Source organism: Paenibacillus glucanolyticus NBRC 15330 (assembly GCF_004000885.1).
Taxonomy (GTDB): Bacteria; Bacillota; Bacilli; order Paenibacillales; family Paenibacillaceae; genus Paenibacillus_AQ; species Paenibacillus_AQ glucanolyticus.
In genome coordinates this window covers 24,762-41,719 of record NZ_BIMC01000017.1, presented here as the reverse complement: position 1 = coordinate 41,719, position 16,958 = coordinate 24,762, and the positions used below count along the sequence as shown (strand labels likewise).

Sequence of the window (16,958 nt, the reverse complement as noted above, 5' to 3'; positions counted from 1 at the left end):
TGATTGAACATCATCTAAATCCATGCATTTGCGAATCGGGATGGGGAAAACATCTCGCGCACCTCGGACGGCACGCAACGATTCTCGATGAAATCCGCAATAAACTTGGCCGTCACCGGACTAAGCAGAATTCCGTTGCGGTAATGCCCCGCGGCCATTAATACCCGCTCTGCACCTTCCACGGGGCCTATGAGCGGATAACCATCCTGGGTGGCAGGCCGAAGCCCCGCCCAGCTGTGAAACGGGAGTTGGCCTTCCAGAAACGGAAGCACCTTGTTGTTCCAGTTTCGGAGTCGTTCGATTCCCCTTTCCGTGACCGATGTATCGTATCCGGCAACATCTTCGGAGGCACCACACACCATCGTGCCATTCGCCTTGGCAACCAAATAACCTTGGTTAAAAAAGACCATATGCTTTACAGGCGGCTGCGTTTCCGTTCTGTAGGCGCAAATCTGCCCCCGAATGGGATAAACCGGAATCGGGAGGCCCAACTGCTCCGACAGCTCCTGCGCCCAGGCACCCGTGCTTGCGACCAGCCGATCTCCGTAAAAGACAGTGCCGTCCGCCGCCGACACGGCGATATGGCGGTCCCACTCCACAAGTCGTATGCTTCCGAGTTCTTCCTTAATGAGCACTCCCGATATCCGGCAGGCCTGCTCCAATGCTCTGATGAAATCGGGAGCGTATATGTGGCTTTCCTCCGGCGTATATAATGCGGCAAGCACGTCACGCGACAATGCCGGCTCCATACGGAACAGCTCGGCTCCGCTTACGATCTCGCCGGATGATCCATATTGGCGCTGCCATAACCGGCGCCCTTCAAGAGACAGCAGGTCTGCGGCATGATAGGCAATGTGCAAGCTGCCCGTATTCGCATATTCGAAATGCACGCCGGATATGGATCTGATCTGCTCTTGCCACTCCGGATATAACAGCAAACTAAACTGACATAATCTAAAAAATGCGTCGGGGCCTTCTGTATTTTCCGAGAAGGGGGCAAGCATGCCTGCCGCCGCTCCCGAGGCTTGTCCGCCGCAGCGCCTCGCCTCCAAAACGGTAACATCAAAGCCCCTCATTCGAAGCTCGTATGCGCAGGATAAACCAATGATTCCGCCGCCTATAATGATAATATTCTGACTCATCTCTACCTCAGTTCTGTTTCAATCAACCTTTACTTTAGTATGAATTCGTCAAAGCCGCTGCTCGCTGAAGCATACTGCTTCCTGGCGATTCTGCCAGCCAGGTAAGATTGTCTTCCCGCTTGAATAGCCAGCTTCATTGCTGTTGCCATCATAACGGGATCCCTCGCTTTTGCCACAGGTGTATTCATTAACACGCCGCTGACACCCAGCTCCATCGCTTGGGCCACATCACTTGCTGAACCGAGGCCGGCATCAACGATGATCGGCACATGGGCCTCTTCAACGATAAGCCCCAGGTTATAGGCGTTCAGGATGCCAAGACCGGTACCGATCGGAGCAGCGCCGGGCATGACCGCAGCCGCTCCTGCTTCCTCAAGCCGCTTGCATATCACCGGGTCATCCGAAGTGTAGGGAAGGACGGTGAAACCTTCTTTGACCAAAATTTCCGTTGCTTTGAGCGTTTCGATCGGGTCCGGCATGAGTGTACGTTCATTGGCGCTGATTTCTACCTTGATCCAGTCGCTCAGACCGGATGCGCGTGCCAAACGCGCAATTCGAACGGCTTCGTCGGCCGTGCTTGCCCCGGAGGTATTAGGCAAAAATATATGTTTGCCCTCTTCTACATGCTGCAGAATGGAATCGTCCGCCGAAGACTCCAGATTGATTCGCCGAATCGCAAACGTCAGCACTTCGGCTTCCGAAGCCTTGATAGCCTCCATCTGCACATAAGGATTCGGAAACAGACCCGTACCAATCAAGAATCGGGATCGCAGCTCATAATCGCCAATACGCAGTAAATCCGGCTTCATCATGCCTCAACCTCCTCCAACGAAATGAACAAGCTCAATCGACATATTCGCGGTTACCGGGGTATCCGGCCACTGCTCGGCCGTCAGTACCTTACCATCAGCTTCGGCAACAACCGGTTTGCCCAATAAACCAAAAAACTCAATAACGTCCAGAATGGTTCTTACATCGCGAAGCTCATGCTCCTCGCCATTGATCCTAAGCAGCATCGCCTTACTCCCTCCTCTTCGCGCTATTAGCCTCCAGCTTGGAAATGAACGCCTCGCAGGTACCCTTTACGTTGCTGCTGCCCACAATTTCACTCACCGCGCAAATGCGCGTGGCGCCTGCCATCAGTACTTGATCCACATTGTGCAGCTTAATGCCCCCAATCGCCACAAAAGGAATTTGGATCGCATGCGCCACTTCTCTCACATACGCTTCCGTAACCGGATCCACCACATCCTCCTTGGTGGCCGTGCGGTACACCGGACCGACCCCAATGTAATCTGCGCCCTGCGACTCTGCCAGCAGCGCTTCCTCTATCGCATGTGTAGAAATACCGATGATTTTGGAACCGACTAGCCTTCGAGCTTCCGTGAGCGGCATATCCCCCTGCCCCAGATGAATTCCGTCGGCATCCGCTTCCAGTGCAATATCCACGTAATCATTGACGATAAAGGTGACATCATACCGAGAAGTCAGCTTGCGAAGCGCTTTGGCTTTGGCAAGCACTTCCGCTTTCGGGCTTTTTTTGTCGCGCAGCTGAATGATATCCACACCGCCGAGAATGGCTTGCTCCATCACGTCCAGCATATCCCGGCCGGGATGAAACTGTTCTCCGGTAATGGCATACAGTCGAAAATCTTTCAAAGCTTCCCCTCCTCCCTATACAACATCAACAAGGACGATACATGCTGAGTCCTTTTTTGATTCAGGATACTCATTCATTTCATGCTCCAACATACCGGTCATAGAGCGTTCTGGCCCTGGCGAAATCATCCAAGCCCTGCACCAACACACGTCCGTCAGCAAATAAGACAAGCCGCTCCCCGCCGGGCAGCACCGTACGCAGTAAATATGGATTAGCCTTCACTTCCAGTGAAGCTCCCTCCAGTCTACCTCGCCATACATCCAGATCAAGCGGGCCGCTCCCGGCAAATTGCACGGAATCTCTTCCGCACATTGTGAGTATATCTTCTTCATGCCCTTGAAGCGCCGGATACACCTTAAGCTGGCAGCAGGGGCAATTTCGGTCAGGCTCGCCGAACTTCATCTCATAGTAGCGGTTCTGCCACAAATCGAACGTCACCAGACCGTTTCTTCGGCTCGTGCCGTCATCCGCTAACAGCTTGAGGGCTTCAACCGCCTCATAGGAAGCCGCCATATCGACAACCGGAGCGATAACGCCAATCATATCGCAGGTCTCTCCGGCCGTATCTGCCGACTGGATAAAACAGCGAAGGCAGGGGGTGCCGCCTGGCACAAACACCGCGCTCATCCCCCGAGAGCCCACCGCGCCTCCATATATGAAGGGAATTCCGCTTCGGAAACAGGCGTCATTCAGCAAATAACGGGTCCGAAAATTGTCCGTACCATCCAGTACAAGATCCATCCCATCGATCAGTTCCTCGATATTGGCCCCCGTAACGTCGGACACAACCGCCTCGATCACAATGGAGGAGTTGACTTTGCGCAGCTTTTTCTCGGCTGCCACCACTTTGGGATAGGCATTGCTTGCATCCTCCTCGTCATACAGCAGCTGCCGCTGCAAATTGCTCATTTCCACAAAATCACGGTCAACGATTCTGACCCGCCCAACACCAGCGCGCACCATATGATTGGCAAGCACCGTGCCCAATGCTCCCATCCCGACAATTAGTACGGAGCTGTTCATGATTTTCCGCTGCCCGATTTCTCCTATCGGCTGAAACAGCATTTGCCTGGAGTAACGTTCCTGCATCGTGCCTCACCTCCTCTATGGCCCTGCTCAATGCCTTCCTCATGTTTTTAGTTTTGATTGATGCTTGTTATCCGCAGTATATGGCGAGAGATTGAGAATCCAATCTCTCGCCATATACCAAGTCGCTAAACCTAAACAAATCTAGTAATCGAAGAGGGTAAACTCCCCCGGTTTCACCTTAAGCCTGAGCCTCGTACAGCTGCACAATCTCAATAATCGTCTGGACCGCCAATACCATATTGTCGGCCGATACATATTCATAGCGGCCGTGGTAGTTCTCCCCGCCAGTGAAAATATTCGGTGTAGGCAGGCCCATGTAAGACAATTGTGATCCGTCGGTACCACCGCGCACAGGCTCGATGATCGGCTTGATCCCAAGCTTCTCCATCGCTGTCTGAGCGATATCCACCACCTCTTTGACCGGCTCGATTTTCTCTCGCATATTGTAATACTGGTCTTTCATCTGCAGTACGATCCGTTCGGCACCATATTTGTGCTGAAGCTCTTCCACGACAGAGGCGAGTTTGGCCTTTCTTCCTTCAAAAAGCTCCCGGTCATGATCACGGATAATATAACGAAGCTCGGTCAGCTCCACGTCGCCTTCTATGGAAGAGAGATGGTAGAAGCCTTCATAACCTTCGGTATGTTCAGGCGCTTCTTCGACAGGCAGCATGCGGTTCAGCTCCATGGCGATTTTCGCGGCGTTGACCATTTTCCCTTTGGCTGTACCGGGATGTACGTTCTTGCCTTTGCAAGTAACAAGCGCTGCTGCTGCGTTAAAGCTTTCATATTGAAGCTCCCCGAGCGGTCCGCCATCCATGGTGTAAGCGTATTTTGCACCGAACGCCTCCACGTCGAACTTATGAGGTCCTCTACCGATCTCTTCATCCGGCGTGAAGGCAACCCGGATTGTTCCATGCTTAAGCTCAGGGTGTTGAATGAGGTACGCCATGGCTGTCATAATCTCTGCAATGCCCGCTTTATCGTCAGCCCCCAGCAAGGTCGTGCCATCCGTTGTTACGAGTGTGTGGCCTTTGTATCCGCTCAACTCCGGAAAATCCCGCGGGGAAAGGACTATATTCTGTGCTCTATTCAGAATGATGTCAAGTCCATCATAGTGTTCTATAATCTGCGGCTTGACACCGGTACCCGTAAAATCAGTCGCCGTATCGATATGTGCCAAAAAGCCAATGGTCGGGATCGCTTTATCCGAGTTAGCCGGAAGCGTGGCCATGACATAGCCGTTCTCATCCATGGTGACTTCCTGCATGCCGATCTCTTTCAGTTCGTCCACGAGCAAGCCGGCAAGCGTTAGCTGTCCGGGTGTCGAAGGACAAGTATTGCTGTTCTCGTCTGATTGCGTATCCACTTGTGCATAGGTAATGAGTCTGTCGATAACTTCCTTCTTCATCATTCTCAGCTCCAATACGAGTTATTGATCACCAACACATGCTGCGATATGTAATGCCTAGCCTTGAAGTACCTTCCCAGCTTGAATACAGACTATCTAAAGGTCGAAAATCACCTCTTCAATTATATCCAGTTGTCATGTTCTGGGTCAATTCATGACAAAGATCGCAGCAGAAAGAATCATAGCGCCTGCGATGCCCTTGTTTCTCTTGAGAGACGATTCGAGTCCGGAATCGTTTCTTCCTCTTCCGCAGGATCCAAACACAAAGAAACGGCGGTGCACGGATAAGCATCCTGAGCACCGCCATTTCTTAAAGCTAACAAGCCTATTGATTAGGTGACATCTGTCAATTGAGCAACCCTCATGATGAAAATGACCCATTCCATGTGATGAGGCCGTTAACTGTTCGAAGGCCCAATATGAAGCGTAAGCCCATCATTATTCAAATGCAGGCAGTGCAATCTCGGAATAGTTGTCCTCGAAGAATTTCTTCACTTCCGGACTGGTCATGGCTTCAGCCAGCTTCTGGATCGGCTCGGAGTCTACATTATCCTTGCGAGCTACCAGTGTAATGGTGAACTCGGAGTCATTGCCTTCTGTGACCAGGGCATCTTTCTTCGGCGTGAGTCCCAGCGGTTTGGCATATGCCGGTGTCATGGCTACCATATCGACATCGTCCAGGGTACGGGCCAGCATGAGCAGGTCGACCTCGGTAAATTTGTAGTTGTGCGGGTTCTCCACAATATCCCCTTGCGTGGCCTGGATCCCGACGCCTTCCTTCAGCTTGATCAGACCATTCTTCTCGAACATGACCAGGGAACGGCCGATGTTGGAAGGATCGTTCGGGATCGCAATCGTTGCACCGTCCGGAAGCTCCTCAATGGTCTTATACTTCTTGGAATACGCCCCAAAAACGGCATTATAGATCGGTGTTACCGGTACAAGCTCCGAGCCGTTGTTTGCATTGTATTCTTCCATGTACGGCACATGCTGGAAGAAGTTCGCATCCACCTCTTTATTCGCCAATGCATTGTTAGGCTGGACATTATCAGACAGAACCAGAACTTCAAGATGAATGCCCTCTTCCTTTAGCATAGGCTTGACGAGATCAAGCACCTCAGTCATCGGCGGGATGAGCGCGGCCACTTTTAATGTAACTTCTTCTTTGGTCTCAGGGGCTCCATTTTCAGGAGCTTCCTCCTTGGCTGCCTTCTCTCCGCAGCCGGCAAGCACAAGCATGATCGTCAGTACGAGCAGTAGTAATCTCTTATTCATAGTTGGTTACCCCCAGGTAAAATTGTAGGTTGGTCTGGTACAGGTGTTACTAACAAAAAAGGGTCGTAAAACTTAGCTTCTTCTCTTGTCGAGGAGTCTTGAAGCCAAGCTCCCGCTAAACTGGATCGACTGCACGAGAATGATCATGATGATAATCGTGAACACCATGATTTCGGTCTCAAACCGCTGGTATCCGTAACGAATGGCAAAATCCCCGACGCCGCCGCCGCCAACGATGCCCATAACCGTAGAATACGAGATGAAGCTGATCGTTGATGTTGTCAATCCAAGCACGAGTCCGGACCTTGCCTCAACGTAGAGGAACTTGAAAATCATCTGCAGCTTGGAAGCGCCCATCGACGAGGCGGCCTCCAGCACTTCCTTCGGCACCTCGAGCAGAGACTGCTCAACTAATCTTGAATACGTAGCGACGGCTATGACAGACAACGGCACAGCGGCTGCCAGCGTCCCAAGCGATGTGCCCACAATCAGGCGGGTCAGTGGAATCATGCTGACAACCAGCAGCAAGAACGGGAACGAGCGGATGACATTAACCAGACTGTTCAATAAGGTGAACAACCATCGATTCGCGTACAACTGGCCTTTTCTGCACAGAAACAATAGTGTTCCTACCGGAAGACCCAGTAATATCGCCGCAGCGATTGAAATGCCAACCATCACGAACGTCTGACCAATAGCCTGCCATATTTCGTCCTGGTACTGCATGACATAGGCGAAGTAATCGTTCAAGTATTGAATCACGCTATTTACGTAGTCCATCAGTCCGATTCCTCGCTTCCACGGCGACTCCGGTACCCTTGCCCTCTCTCTTGTTCAGGAGCCTCCGCTCTACCCGCGTTATTCTGATAGGTTCTTATCAAACGGCCGTCCTCCATGACCGACACCGCATCACAAATGCCGTTGACAACCTCCATCTCGTGAGAAACAATCACAATCGTGACCCCAAGCGTTCGGTTAATATGTCTCAACACATCCAGTATGCCCGCCGTCGTCTGCGGATCCAGTGAAGAAGTCGGCTCATCACATAACAATACGGAAGGCGAATTGGCTAAAGCCCTGGCAATTGCTACCCGCTGCTTCTGCCCACCGCTAAGCTGAGCCGGATATAACTTTGCTTTATCCTCAAGTCCGACAAAACGCAGAACCTCCTGCACGCGCTTCATCCGATCTGCCTTCGGTACCTTCGCCAGTTCAAGCGGGATGGATACATTCCCGTAAGCCGTACGGTTGCTGACCAGCTGGAACAGCTGGAAGATCATGCCGATCGATCTTCTTGCTTCCCGCAGCTGCCTGCCGCCAAGGGAAGTCAGCTCCTGACCATTCACCACGACTCGGCCCGAGTCCGGTCTCTCCAGTACGTTCATGATGCGCAGCAGCGTCGATTTCCCGGCTCCGCTCGCGCCGATGATCCCGTGTATGCTGCCCTCGGCAATATCGAGAGAGACAGCGTCGATCGCCTGATAACGGTCACTGCCATTGCCAAAGCTTTTACTAACCTCTTGCAGCGAGATCAATCTAATCCCCTCCTTGCCACATGAAGAAAGCCCGCGTGGCTATACAGCCTGCGAGCAAAATATGCTGCAACAACAATAGAATCATACCACAATTTTAGACAAAATGTGACACGACTTATTGACAGTCACATTGGAATGTTTACCAAAACGGCTCAGGATAAATACAGCTGATGTCCGTACATCCCCGTCAAGCGTTCAACCGCCTTCTCCAGCACGCCTTCCTCGAAGCCTTCCAAGCCTTCAATGGCCTGAATTTTATCCGCCGGTGACATCTCCTTGTGCAGATGCAAACTCCAGTTGACAATGGACTGTATCGCATCCTCATGCTCGAACTGACCGTAATAGATATGGGCTTTGTACAGATAGCTGTCGGCATGCTCTGGCACCATCTTCAGCACCTCGTCAAAAGCAGCCAGTGCCGCATCCTCGTCCTGATCCTTGTAATAGATCTGTCCCAATCTGAAATAGGCCCCCGGATGGCCCGGCGACAATTCCAGCACATTCAGCGTATCTTCCTTCGCGCGGGCATAGTCCGCCATCGTATAATAGATTCCGCTTCGCAAGCTGTATAAACTTCCCTGCTCCGGGTTCAGGCTGAGTCCTTGTGCGCAATCGGTCAGCCCCCGCTCCAGCTGGCCGGTTTCCACAAAACAAACGGCACGAAACTCGTAAAATCTCGAATTCGATGGCTGGGCTTGAATCGCCTGGGAATAGGCGTCAATGGCCAGGTCCCACATGCCCATCTCTTTATAGATATGGCCGCTGGCGGCAAGGTAGGTCGGATGCTCGGAGAAAGCCTCCTCCTGCTTCACCGCTTCCTGCAGCTCAAGCAGCGCCTCCTCATTGCGGCCTTGAAGATATAGCACATAACTCAGTTTGTTGCGGATTTCGGACCCATCCTGAAGGGCGGCAGCCTCCTTCAAAGACTGCTCCGCAGACGGCAGATCATTCATTTCCATATAAATGTCGGCCCGCTGCACATAATTGGGTGCATCATCATTCTCAAGCTCCAGCAGTTTGTTATTCAGCGCCAATGCCTCTTCATTGCGACCAACCCGGTAATAGCAGTCAACCATCCAGTAGCAGGCCAGCGGTGAATCCGGCTGCCTTCCATACAGCTTCGAGATCAGCTCATAAGCCAGCTCTTCCCGAGCATCCTCGCGATAGATCCGGGCCAAATCGAAATACGCGCGGTAATCGTCCGGCTCCGCTTCGATGGCCCACTCCAAATCCGCTTTGGCAGCGTTCTTGTTGCCTGACCGGTTAAAGACTTCCGCCCTCTTCAAGTAAAGCTCGTACGAATCCGGATACCGCTCAATGGCCTCCGACAGATAGAACTCGGCCTGTCCCAGATCCCCCAGCTGCACATACAGGTCCGCCATGGGCTTCCGAAAAGAATAGGCTTCCCGCACCTGCCGCTGAAACGTCAGAAATGCGCCGTAGCTGTAGTTGGTGCTCCCGGCAAACATGGCATATCCGCCATCTGCCTCCGCTTCATACCGATCCGCCAACTGAATCCCCTCTTGCAGAACCCCAACCGCTTCCTGCACATGATCCATCAGATCCAGGGATACGGACAGCATATAATAATACATCGGGATGGCGCGGTCCGGCTGCTGGATGCTCAGGCGGAAACAGTTCGCTGCCTCTGCCGGATTGCCGCTCTCGTAATAGGTCATTCCCAGCTCATAATAAGTCGAGATGACCGTGCTGTCGTCCTCTCTCTTGATGCTTTCTTTCAAATCCCGGATCGCCTCTTCGTATTGGTTCAGGTCTTTATGAGCAATTCCCCGGGTATACCAGTTCAGATAATTGTCGGCATTTAACCGGATAGCTTCATCTAAATCCTCTATCGCTTCCGTCTCCCGGTTCAGTTCACGTAAAATATGCGCACGCCGCTCATAAGCACGATGGCTCCCGCTCGAATCGATGAGACGCCCCAGATAGGTTACAGCCTCCTCCGAGTGACCGCTGTTATGCAGCAGCTCCGCATAATGGAGCTTGTCATCAAAACTTGTGATGGCACTCTCGCCTTTTCTCATATATTTAAGCGCTTGTTCAAACTCCCGCTTCTTCCTGTAATGGTTACCCATGCGGAACCAGATTCGTTTCATCCATTTCATGGTGGCTCACCCTTTATATGTAGTTATTATTCCTGGGTCGTGTGAATAAGAGCAGAGGGTTTCCCTCTCATCTCTATATTATACTTCCTCTATGTCCATTTGCACCCAAATTAAAGAGGAACCCATTCCGGTTCCTCTTTACGGTGTATATCCTATTATACTGTACGATTCTCGTCATCATGTCCAATCCCAATAACTAAATCTAATACACCTTATGAATAACGTCTTCAAAATCGGGATCTTCCATATCGATATCATCCAGTTCGCCCCAGCGGCCCAGCTCCTTAAAAATATCCAGTGTATTCATCTCGCGGCGGTTCACCTCAATGGTGACGGCGTTATCCACCGCGCTCGTTACCCGAAGCGGAACTGCACGGCTTCCTTCTCCTGCTCCCTGGAATTGCTCCGGGATTGCAAAAGGGCCGCGAAATGTCACGGTAATCAGCGTAGGCAGACCGATTGTATCTCGCAGGGACCGGACCGTTCCATCATAGGAAAGCTCCCCGTTGTTAATGACCATCACCCGATTGCAGAGCTGTTCGATGTCATCCATATCATGCGTCGTGAGCAGAATGGTCTTGCCGAATTGCTCATTGATCAGCTTGAGAAAATGGCGGATGTTCCGCTTAGCGTTCACGTCCAGCCCGATTGTCGGTTCATCCAGAAACAGCACGCCCGGGTCATGCAGCATCGCGGCCGCGAGGTCGGCGCGCATGCGCTGTCCGAGCGACAGCTTGCGTACAGGCGTTTCCCAGAACGCCTGTAAATCGAGCAGTTCGGCGAACTGTCCGAGCCTCCACTCCTTGTCGGCCTGATCCACGCTGTACATTTTGGCCAAAATATCATAGGAGTCCTTCACCGGGAGATCCCACCACAGCTGGCTGCGCTGACCGAACACGACGCCCAGATTATTTACAACGCTGCGCCGTTCCTTGTGCGGATTCATGCCGCCAATCGAGACGCGACCTGAGGTTGGATGGAGAATGCCCGTCAGCATTTTGATGGTGGTGGACTTCCCGGCCCCGTTCGGCCCGATATAACCGACAAACTCTCCCTGCTCCACTTGAAAACTGATGCCTCTAACGGCTTCCTTCGTCCGGTATTCTCTCGTAAACAGGGTTCGCAAACCGGAGAAGCGCCCCTCCTTCACAACCGGCGTTTTGAACTCCTTGCGTATGTTATGAGCTTCAATCATGTGACGCGCTCCTCCCTTAACTCCCCGTACTTTGATATTTGGTCAAACCGAACTGCCAGAACTTCAAACTTATGCCGAGACATAACAGGGCCGCTCCTGCCAAGGCAGGCAGCACCCATACCCCCAGCTCGCCGCGCAGTATGTATAGTGACGGAATATAATTGACTAAACCAACCGGGACAATGATCAGCAGGATCGATGACATCCATTTCGGATACAGAGTCAACGGATATTGAGCAGCCGTCCGGGCCGCGTCCTCCGTCAGATTCTGAAGCTCGGTGATCCGGGTCGTCCAAAACCCGAAGGTTGCGGTCGCAAGGCCGATCGAGAACAGGATAACAGCCCCCGTGACGATAATATACAGCGATTGCGGCACCGCGCTCCATCCCACCTGACCTGCCGCCATCATGCCATGCAGCGACCACCAGAGCAGAAAACCGCCCTGCAGCACTTCGCCCAGCATAATCCGGAACTTCTGGGGCATAAGCGCCAGCAGCACGGGCATGGGACGGGTCAGCAGCTGGTCAAGCTCACCGTTCACCAGATATTTCTCAAGATGATGCACTTCATCCCCAAACGTCCGGTAAAGCGTCTTCGACAGGGTCATGATAGCAAACAAATACGCGATTTCGTGCATGGACCAGCCCTGGATGGCCCCGAACTTATAGAGGACAATGGCAACCATGAGGAATTCGGATATTTGGATCAATGCAGCAAGAAACGAAGCCAGAATAAAATTGAATTTGTACTGCATGCGGCTTTTGATGCTGGTTCGGATCAGCAGCGCATACAGGGACAGCCAGGATCTCGTGGTCATCCTCCCTGCACCTCCACTTTCCGCCTGAGGAAGCCGGTAGCCAGCAGACCTGCCAGCGTGAGCAGCACACACCACATGAGCGTGCCCCACAGATAGGAAACGTCATCGAAGCCCAGATAGATTCGGGTAGGTACATAGAGCAGATACGGATACGGCGACCACCAGGCAATCGTCTGCAGCCAGCCGGGCAGCCATTCGATAGGAATGAAGAAACCTGCAAGGAGATTGATCATCGCGTGGTTGCCCCAATACAACCAAGATGATTCCGTTGTCCATAAGGCGGATGCGCCGATAAGATAGTTGATGCAGATCGATAAGTAGGCGGCGCCTGCCAGGGCTATGGCAACATAGAGGAACGTGGAGGCTTTCCCGGGTAACTGCAAGGAGAAGGCAAAGTAATAAACCAGGTAGATCGGGATCGATTTGTAAACGAATTGGTAGGCGATTTGCCCCCATTCCTTGGCCATTAAATGGCTGAACAAATGAACGGGACGCATCAAATCCAGTGAAATATGGCCGGTTCGGACAGCTTGGGGAATGCCGAGGCCGTTCGTGACGAAACTGGAAACCCAGAGCGCAGCTTGAGTAAAGGCGATATAACCGACCATTCCCTGCGTTCCATAATCTCCAAGCGCGTAGTCTGCACCGAGACCGATCCAGATACAGGCATACATGAAGCCGAACATCGCGCTGGCGATATTGTGCACCATGTGAGCGCCGCGGTACTGCAAATTACGGGCATAGGCTTTGGAAGCCAATGTGAAATAAAGCATGAAGCACCTCCGATAAGCATTTTAGATGGCGGACCCATCCACTTCAGACAAGGCGAAAATGAGAGAAGGACAATAGCATACCAGAACGTTCCATATCAGGCAAGGCTTTTTTCGAGAGGTAAATCGTGATGGGATTCGGCAAACCAAAAAGGCCAACCAGAAGATTCTGGCTAACCTGATAAACCAAAAGAAGCCTTCTCCTCCCGCCGTCGGTTCCGAAACAAACCTGGCATAGAGTTTGAAGACTTCGCTTTCGCTTTCGTGAAATGAGAATTTACAGGCACCTGATACAGCTTGCAGTAACTGAAAGCCTATGTTGTTACACTGTCTCAGGGACAGCGTCCGTATCAGATTCAGGACCGCGGCTCGCGGCTGTATCTGAATCCGGCTGCGTATTATACAAATACTGAAGATGCTGGAACGGCTGCGGCTGTTGGAAGGACTGCTGTTTAAAGAGCTGCTGCTGGAAGGATAGGGGCTGCTGATAGGATGGCGAGAGAGGAGTCCGAGATGGATAGGACGGCGGCTGAGGGTATGGTGAATAGGACGGATAAGCTGTGTACTGCGGCGGTCTGGCCTGTTGATAATAGGATGGGTAGGATGGATAGGATGGCGGAGGCGAGTACCTATAATAGGCAGATGCCGGGGATGCCTGTTGGTTACTATACGCTGACTGCTGACCAAAAGGCTGCTGCTGGATCGACTCAAAATAGGAGGCATTGTCGGGGGCATTGTTGGGGGCATTGTCGTCACGCTTGCCGCAGCCCGGCGGCGGTCCCAGAATGACCGTTTCCTTCAGAGGAGCAACCGCTTTGGCGTAATCCTCCTCATGGATGCAATAGGCAATATGCAAAATCTCCTTCGGAATATGCCGCAAAAAGTCTGATCCATACACAATATCCGGCGTCGGCTGATCAAATATGGTCAGAATGTGGGCTTTGTCGCTAAGCGTCAGAATCCAGTGAAACCATCCCTTCGGGAACATCGAGACCTGGCCCGGCTTTAGCTTGTAAGTCATCAGCTTCTGAGTAAACGGATTAAATACGGAAGTAATCACTTCGCCGCTGATGACAATTACCAACTCATTTGCATTCGTATGCCAGTGAGGCTGAATAATAATCCCTTGGGTCATATGAACATTGAAGAAGCCCGTCGCGATTGCAGGCATTTGGGCTCCGAACACCTGAGTTATGTAGTTTCCCGCATCGCGTTTATAGTTCAAGGTGTCGTTCGAGTCTGCAAACAGCTTCAAATTCGGAGATGTCAGTACTGGATCGAGCATCGTTTTCCTCCCTTGAAAGTTCTCTGATCTATAAATCTGTATGCATGGGAGGCTCGGCTTATGTAGAAGGAGACTGTCAAGATAGTAAAAAGACGCGACTGGTCAGATCACGTCCCTATGCTTCATCGGCTCTTGAAACTCGCCGAAATACTCTATCAGGAAGGACTGGAACTCCCTGGCGGCCTTAGACAGATATCGCCGCTCCAGCCAAGCTACGGTGAAGGTGCGGTAGCAGGAAGGCTTCTCGATGCGTACCATCACGAAGGACGGCTTTTCATCCCCTTTGCACCCGGGTACAAATGCCGCTCCAAGTCCGGCGGATACGAGGCTGGCCAAAGCTGCAGGTTCATCCACTTCACAGACGACATCCCGGCTGATCCCAGCCAAACGGCAGAACTCCTCGTTCATTTTTCGAAACGGGTGGCCTGCTTTATATTCGATGAATGCTTCCCCCGCTACCTCCTGAAGGGTTATGCTGGTCCGTCCCGCCAATCGATGACCGTGAGGCACTGCCAAGAACACCTCGGCATGGAGGACCGGGGTCTCCAAAATGTGGTCTTCGTCCAGTGCCGCTGCGGTAAAGCATAGATCGACCTCTCCGTTCTCCAACATCTGTACCATCTCCCTCATCGAGTCGGGCGCAATCTGGATAATCCGGAAATTCACCTCAGGATATCGCGCACGAAAAGCTCCCAAGGCTTTGGACAGCCGGGGCAATGCCGTCGTTGCAATGCGAATGCTCCCACGCTCCATCCCTGCTAAATCGGACACCTCTCTCTTGCCTTCCTCAATGGCCGAAAGTGCCGTATCTACGCTTTTTAAAAAAGCCTTCCCGAATGAATTGAGCTTGATTTGCCGATTCTGCCGATCAAACAGTTGTACTCCCAAATCTTCTTCCAACCGGGCAATCGTCTTGCTGAGCGCAGGCTGGGCAATTCGAAGTTCCTTTGCAGCTTTAGTCATATGCTCCATTCTGGCCACCGTCTGAAAATAATGCAGCTGAAGCAGTTCCACGGTAACTTCCTCCTTTATCGATAACCTAAAGTATATGAATGCATGTCATAATATATATTTTTATTTATTAACTATCGATTGTAGAATAAATCGTAACCAAAGGAAAGGGGGAAATAACATGAACGAACATCCGCAACAACCACCATCGGCTGAAAAATTAATCCGCATTCTGGCCTTTACGATGATTCTCTCCTCGATGAGCGCAACGATGTTTAATATCGTACTTCCGGAAATCAGCAAGCAATTCCAGCTTTCCTTTGCCCAGGTCAGTTGGGTATCTTCGATTTACATGCTGATATATGCCATAGGCTCTGTCATATACGGAAAATTGGCTGACACCTATAAACTCAAAAATCTGCTCACCCTCGGTTTGCTCCTCTTCTTTGTCGGTTCCCTTACAGGGTTATCGGCACAAGCCTACTGGATGGTCCTGCTGGGCCGGATCCTTCAGGCTGCGGGGGCAGCCGTCATTCCGGCAACAGCCATGATCATACCCGTCCGTTACTTCCCGGCAGAAAGCCGGGGCCGCGCGCTTGGCATAACCGCTACCGGACTCGCGATCGGAAGCGCAATTGGGCCGGTGGTCTCGGCTTTGATCGTCAGTGTGTTCCACTGGAGATGGCTCTTCTGCATCCCGGTGTTGATCCTCGTCACCTTGCCCTTGTACCGCAAATATTTGGGCAATGAACAAGGCCAGGGCGGACGGATCGATTGGCTCGGCGGCGGTCTTCTGGCAGGGACGGTTGCGCTGCTGCTCCTTGCGGTGACACTGGGAAGCTGGATATATGGCTTAGGCAGCTTCATGCTGTTCCTGTTATTCCTCCTGCGCATTCGATCGGCTAAAGAGCCTTTTGTTCAGCCCCGTTTATTCAGCAACAAAAGCTACTCAGTCGGACTAGTGCTCGCCATATTCATCGTGAGTGTCGGTTACGCCCTGCCCTTTCTAACTCCACAGCTGTTGGCGAATATGAACGGTTTGGCTCCGGGTTGGATCGGATTTGTCATGGTGCCGGGAGCCATCGTCACGGCCATGCTTGGCGGAAGAGGCGGCAAGCTGGCGGATACCAAGGGAACACGTTATCTATTCTATATAGCGTCCACCCTGCTTCTGGTCTGTTTCGCCCTGTTGTCCACCTTCGCGGGCATATCGCCATTCCTCATTGCGCTGTTTCTGATCTTCGGCAATGTGGGGCAAATGTTTATGCAAATCTCGCTCTCCAAGACGATTTCCTTGTCGCTGCCCAAAGAACAAACCGGTGTCGGTATGGGATTGTTCTCTCTGCTCAACTTCCTGTCCGGCGCAATCGCCACTGGGGTATACGGCAAAGCCGTCGATTTTAGCGCCGGAAGTTCCTGGAATCCGCTAAATCTGTTCCAGGGAGCCTCCACCTACAGCAACATCTATATCGTCCTGTTTGCCTTACAAGCTGCAGTTCTCCTGCTATTTATGCTGCAATTTGGCAGAGCAGGGCAGCGTGAGCTGCAGGTTCAAACAACAGGCTCTAAGTAAGGAGAACACAACAGATACGGTTAGTGTAAAAGTTATGTTTGCCTGCATATTGTTTACTCGGCACGGCACGGCATGACATGACATGAGGCCCGGCTAAAGGTAATACAGCATCGAAATTCAACCAGGTCAATA

Annotated in this window: 16 protein-coding genes; 1 reads left to right on the top strand and 15 read right to left on the bottom strand. The window is 52.0% G+C overall.

The window, feature by feature from the left end; all coding sequences use genetic code 11:
• Positions 1-14: 14 nt before the first annotated feature.
• From thiO to PGL02S_RS20975, 15 genes are all read right to left on the bottom strand, one after another.
• The gene (gene thiO / locus PGL02S_RS21045) at positions 15-1,142 is read right to left on the bottom strand and encodes a glycine oxidase ThiO (RefSeq protein ID WP_036641208.1); all 1,128 of its coding nucleotides are present in this window, start codon (positions 1,140-1,142) and stop codon (positions 15-17) included.
• Positions 1,143-1,171: 29 nt separating this feature from the next.
• Complete coding sequence (locus PGL02S_RS21040; RefSeq protein ID WP_036641258.1) at positions 1,172-1,951, bottom strand: thiazole synthase; 780 nt, start codon at positions 1,949-1,951, stop codon at positions 1,172-1,174.
• 6 nt (positions 1,952-1,957) lie between these two features.
• Positions 1,958-2,158, bottom strand: coding sequence for a sulfur carrier protein ThiS (gene thiS / locus PGL02S_RS21035; RefSeq protein WP_036641207.1), 201 nt, complete (start codon positions 2,156-2,158; stop codon positions 1,958-1,960).
• Positions 2,159-2,162: 4 nt separating this feature from the next.
• A complete protein-coding gene (thiE, locus tag PGL02S_RS21030; RefSeq protein ID WP_036641205.1) occupies positions 2,163-2,801 on the bottom strand; it encodes a thiamine phosphate synthase in 639 nt (212 codons plus the stop codon).
• Positions 2,802-2,880: 79 nt separating this feature from the next.
• On the bottom strand, positions 2,881-3,891 hold the full coding sequence (locus PGL02S_RS21025) for a ThiF family adenylyltransferase (protein WP_036641203.1): 1,011 nt from the start codon (positions 3,889-3,891) through the stop codon (positions 2,881-2,883).
• A gap of 178 nt (positions 3,892-4,069) precedes the next feature.
• Entirely contained in the window at positions 4,070-5,302 is a 1,233-nt protein-coding gene (pepT, locus tag PGL02S_RS21020; RefSeq protein WP_036641201.1) for a peptidase T, read from the bottom strand.
• A 438-nt stretch (positions 5,303-5,740) separates the two neighbouring features.
• Positions 5,741-6,577, bottom strand: a complete 837-nt coding sequence (locus PGL02S_RS21015) for a MetQ/NlpA family ABC transporter substrate-binding protein (RefSeq protein ID WP_036641199.1) — start codon at positions 6,575-6,577, stop codon at positions 5,741-5,743.
• A 72-nt stretch (positions 6,578-6,649) separates the two neighbouring features.
• Positions 6,650-7,357 (bottom strand): methionine ABC transporter permease, encoded by a 708-nt coding sequence (locus PGL02S_RS21010; protein ID WP_051449237.1) that lies wholly within the window; start codon positions 7,355-7,357, stop codon positions 6,650-6,652.
• Entirely contained in the window at positions 7,357-8,112 is a 756-nt protein-coding gene (locus PGL02S_RS21005; RefSeq protein WP_051449236.1) for a methionine ABC transporter ATP-binding protein, read from the bottom strand. The genes PGL02S_RS21010 and PGL02S_RS21005 overlap by 1 nt, the downstream gene beginning before the upstream one ends.
• A gap of 152 nt (positions 8,113-8,264) precedes the next feature.
• Positions 8,265-10,235 (bottom strand): tetratricopeptide repeat protein, encoded by a 1,971-nt coding sequence (locus PGL02S_RS21000; protein ID WP_036641197.1) that lies wholly within the window; start codon positions 10,233-10,235, stop codon positions 8,265-8,267.
• A 202-nt stretch (positions 10,236-10,437) separates the two neighbouring features.
• On the bottom strand, positions 10,438-11,430 hold the full coding sequence (locus PGL02S_RS20995; protein WP_036641195.1) for an ABC transporter ATP-binding protein: 993 nt from the start codon (positions 11,428-11,430) through the stop codon (positions 10,438-10,440).
• Positions 11,431-11,446: 16 nt separating this feature from the next.
• Complete coding sequence (locus PGL02S_RS20990; RefSeq protein ID WP_006208621.1) at positions 11,447-12,247, bottom strand: ABC transporter permease; 801 nt, start codon at positions 12,245-12,247, stop codon at positions 11,447-11,449.
• Entirely contained in the window at positions 12,244-13,020 is a 777-nt protein-coding gene (locus tag PGL02S_RS20985; protein WP_006208620.1) for an ABC transporter permease, read from the bottom strand. The genes PGL02S_RS20990 and PGL02S_RS20985 overlap by 4 nt, the downstream gene beginning before the upstream one ends.
• 319 nt (positions 13,021-13,339) lie before the next feature.
• Positions 13,340-14,302: a cupin domain-containing protein gene (locus tag PGL02S_RS29045; protein ID WP_081742792.1), complete on the bottom strand. Its 963-nt coding sequence runs from the start codon at positions 14,300-14,302 to the stop codon at positions 13,340-13,342.
• A 102-nt stretch (positions 14,303-14,404) separates the two neighbouring features.
• Positions 14,405-15,316, bottom strand: a complete 912-nt coding sequence (locus tag PGL02S_RS20975) for a LysR family transcriptional regulator (protein ID WP_036641193.1) — start codon at positions 15,314-15,316, stop codon at positions 14,405-14,407.
• A 118-nt stretch (positions 15,317-15,434) separates the two neighbouring features.
• On the opposite strand from PGL02S_RS20975, the gene PGL02S_RS20970 reads away from it, so the two are divergent.
• On the top strand, positions 15,435-16,826 hold the full coding sequence (locus tag PGL02S_RS20970; RefSeq protein ID WP_036641192.1) for an MFS transporter: 1,392 nt from the start codon (positions 15,435-15,437) through the stop codon (positions 16,824-16,826).
• The last annotated feature ends 132 nt before the right edge of the window (positions 16,827-16,958 follow it).

Bases quoted from the DNA above. Each gene is read 5' to 3' on its own strand.
- PGL02S_RS20995 (WP_036641195.1), bottom strand. From the start codon at position 11,430: ATGATTGAAGCTCATAACATACGCAAGGAGTTCAAAACGCCGGTTGTG.
- thiO (WP_036641208.1), bottom strand. From the start codon at position 1,142: ATGAGTCAGAATATTATCATTATAGGCGGCGGAATCATTGGTTTATCC.
- PGL02S_RS20985 (WP_006208620.1), bottom strand. From the start codon at position 13,020: ATGCTTTATTTCACATTGGCTTCCAAAGCCTATGCCCGTAATTTGCAG.
- PGL02S_RS21015 (WP_036641199.1), bottom strand. From the start codon at position 6,577: ATGAATAAGAGATTACTACTGCTCGTACTGACGATCATGCTTGTGCTT.
- PGL02S_RS21000 (WP_036641197.1), bottom strand. From the start codon at position 10,235: ATGAAATGGATGAAACGAATCTGGTTCCGCATGGGTAACCATTACAGG.
- PGL02S_RS21010 (WP_051449237.1), bottom strand. From the start codon at position 7,357: ATGGACTACGTAAATAGCGTGATTCAATACTTGAACGATTACTTCGCC.
- PGL02S_RS20990 (WP_006208621.1), bottom strand. From the start codon at position 12,247: ATGACCACGAGATCCTGGCTGTCCCTGTATGCGCTGCTGATCCGAACC.
- thiS (WP_036641207.1), bottom strand. From the start codon at position 2,158: ATGCTGCTTAGGATCAATGGCGAGGAGCATGAGCTTCGCGATGTAAGA.
- PGL02S_RS21025 (WP_036641203.1), bottom strand. From the start codon at position 3,891: ATGCAGGAACGTTACTCCAGGCAAATGCTGTTTCAGCCGATAGGAGAA.
- PGL02S_RS20970 (WP_036641192.1), top strand. From the start codon at position 15,435: ATGAACGAACATCCGCAACAACCACCATCGGCTGAAAAATTAATCCGC.
- pepT (WP_036641201.1), bottom strand. From the start codon at position 5,302: ATGAAGAAGGAAGTTATCGACAGACTCATTACCTATGCACAAGTGGAT.
- PGL02S_RS29045 (WP_081742792.1), bottom strand. From the start codon at position 14,302: ATGCTCGATCCAGTACTGACATCTCCGAATTTGAAGCTGTTTGCAGAC.
- PGL02S_RS21040 (WP_036641258.1), bottom strand. From the start codon at position 1,951: ATGAAGCCGGATTTACTGCGTATTGGCGATTATGAGCTGCGATCCCGA.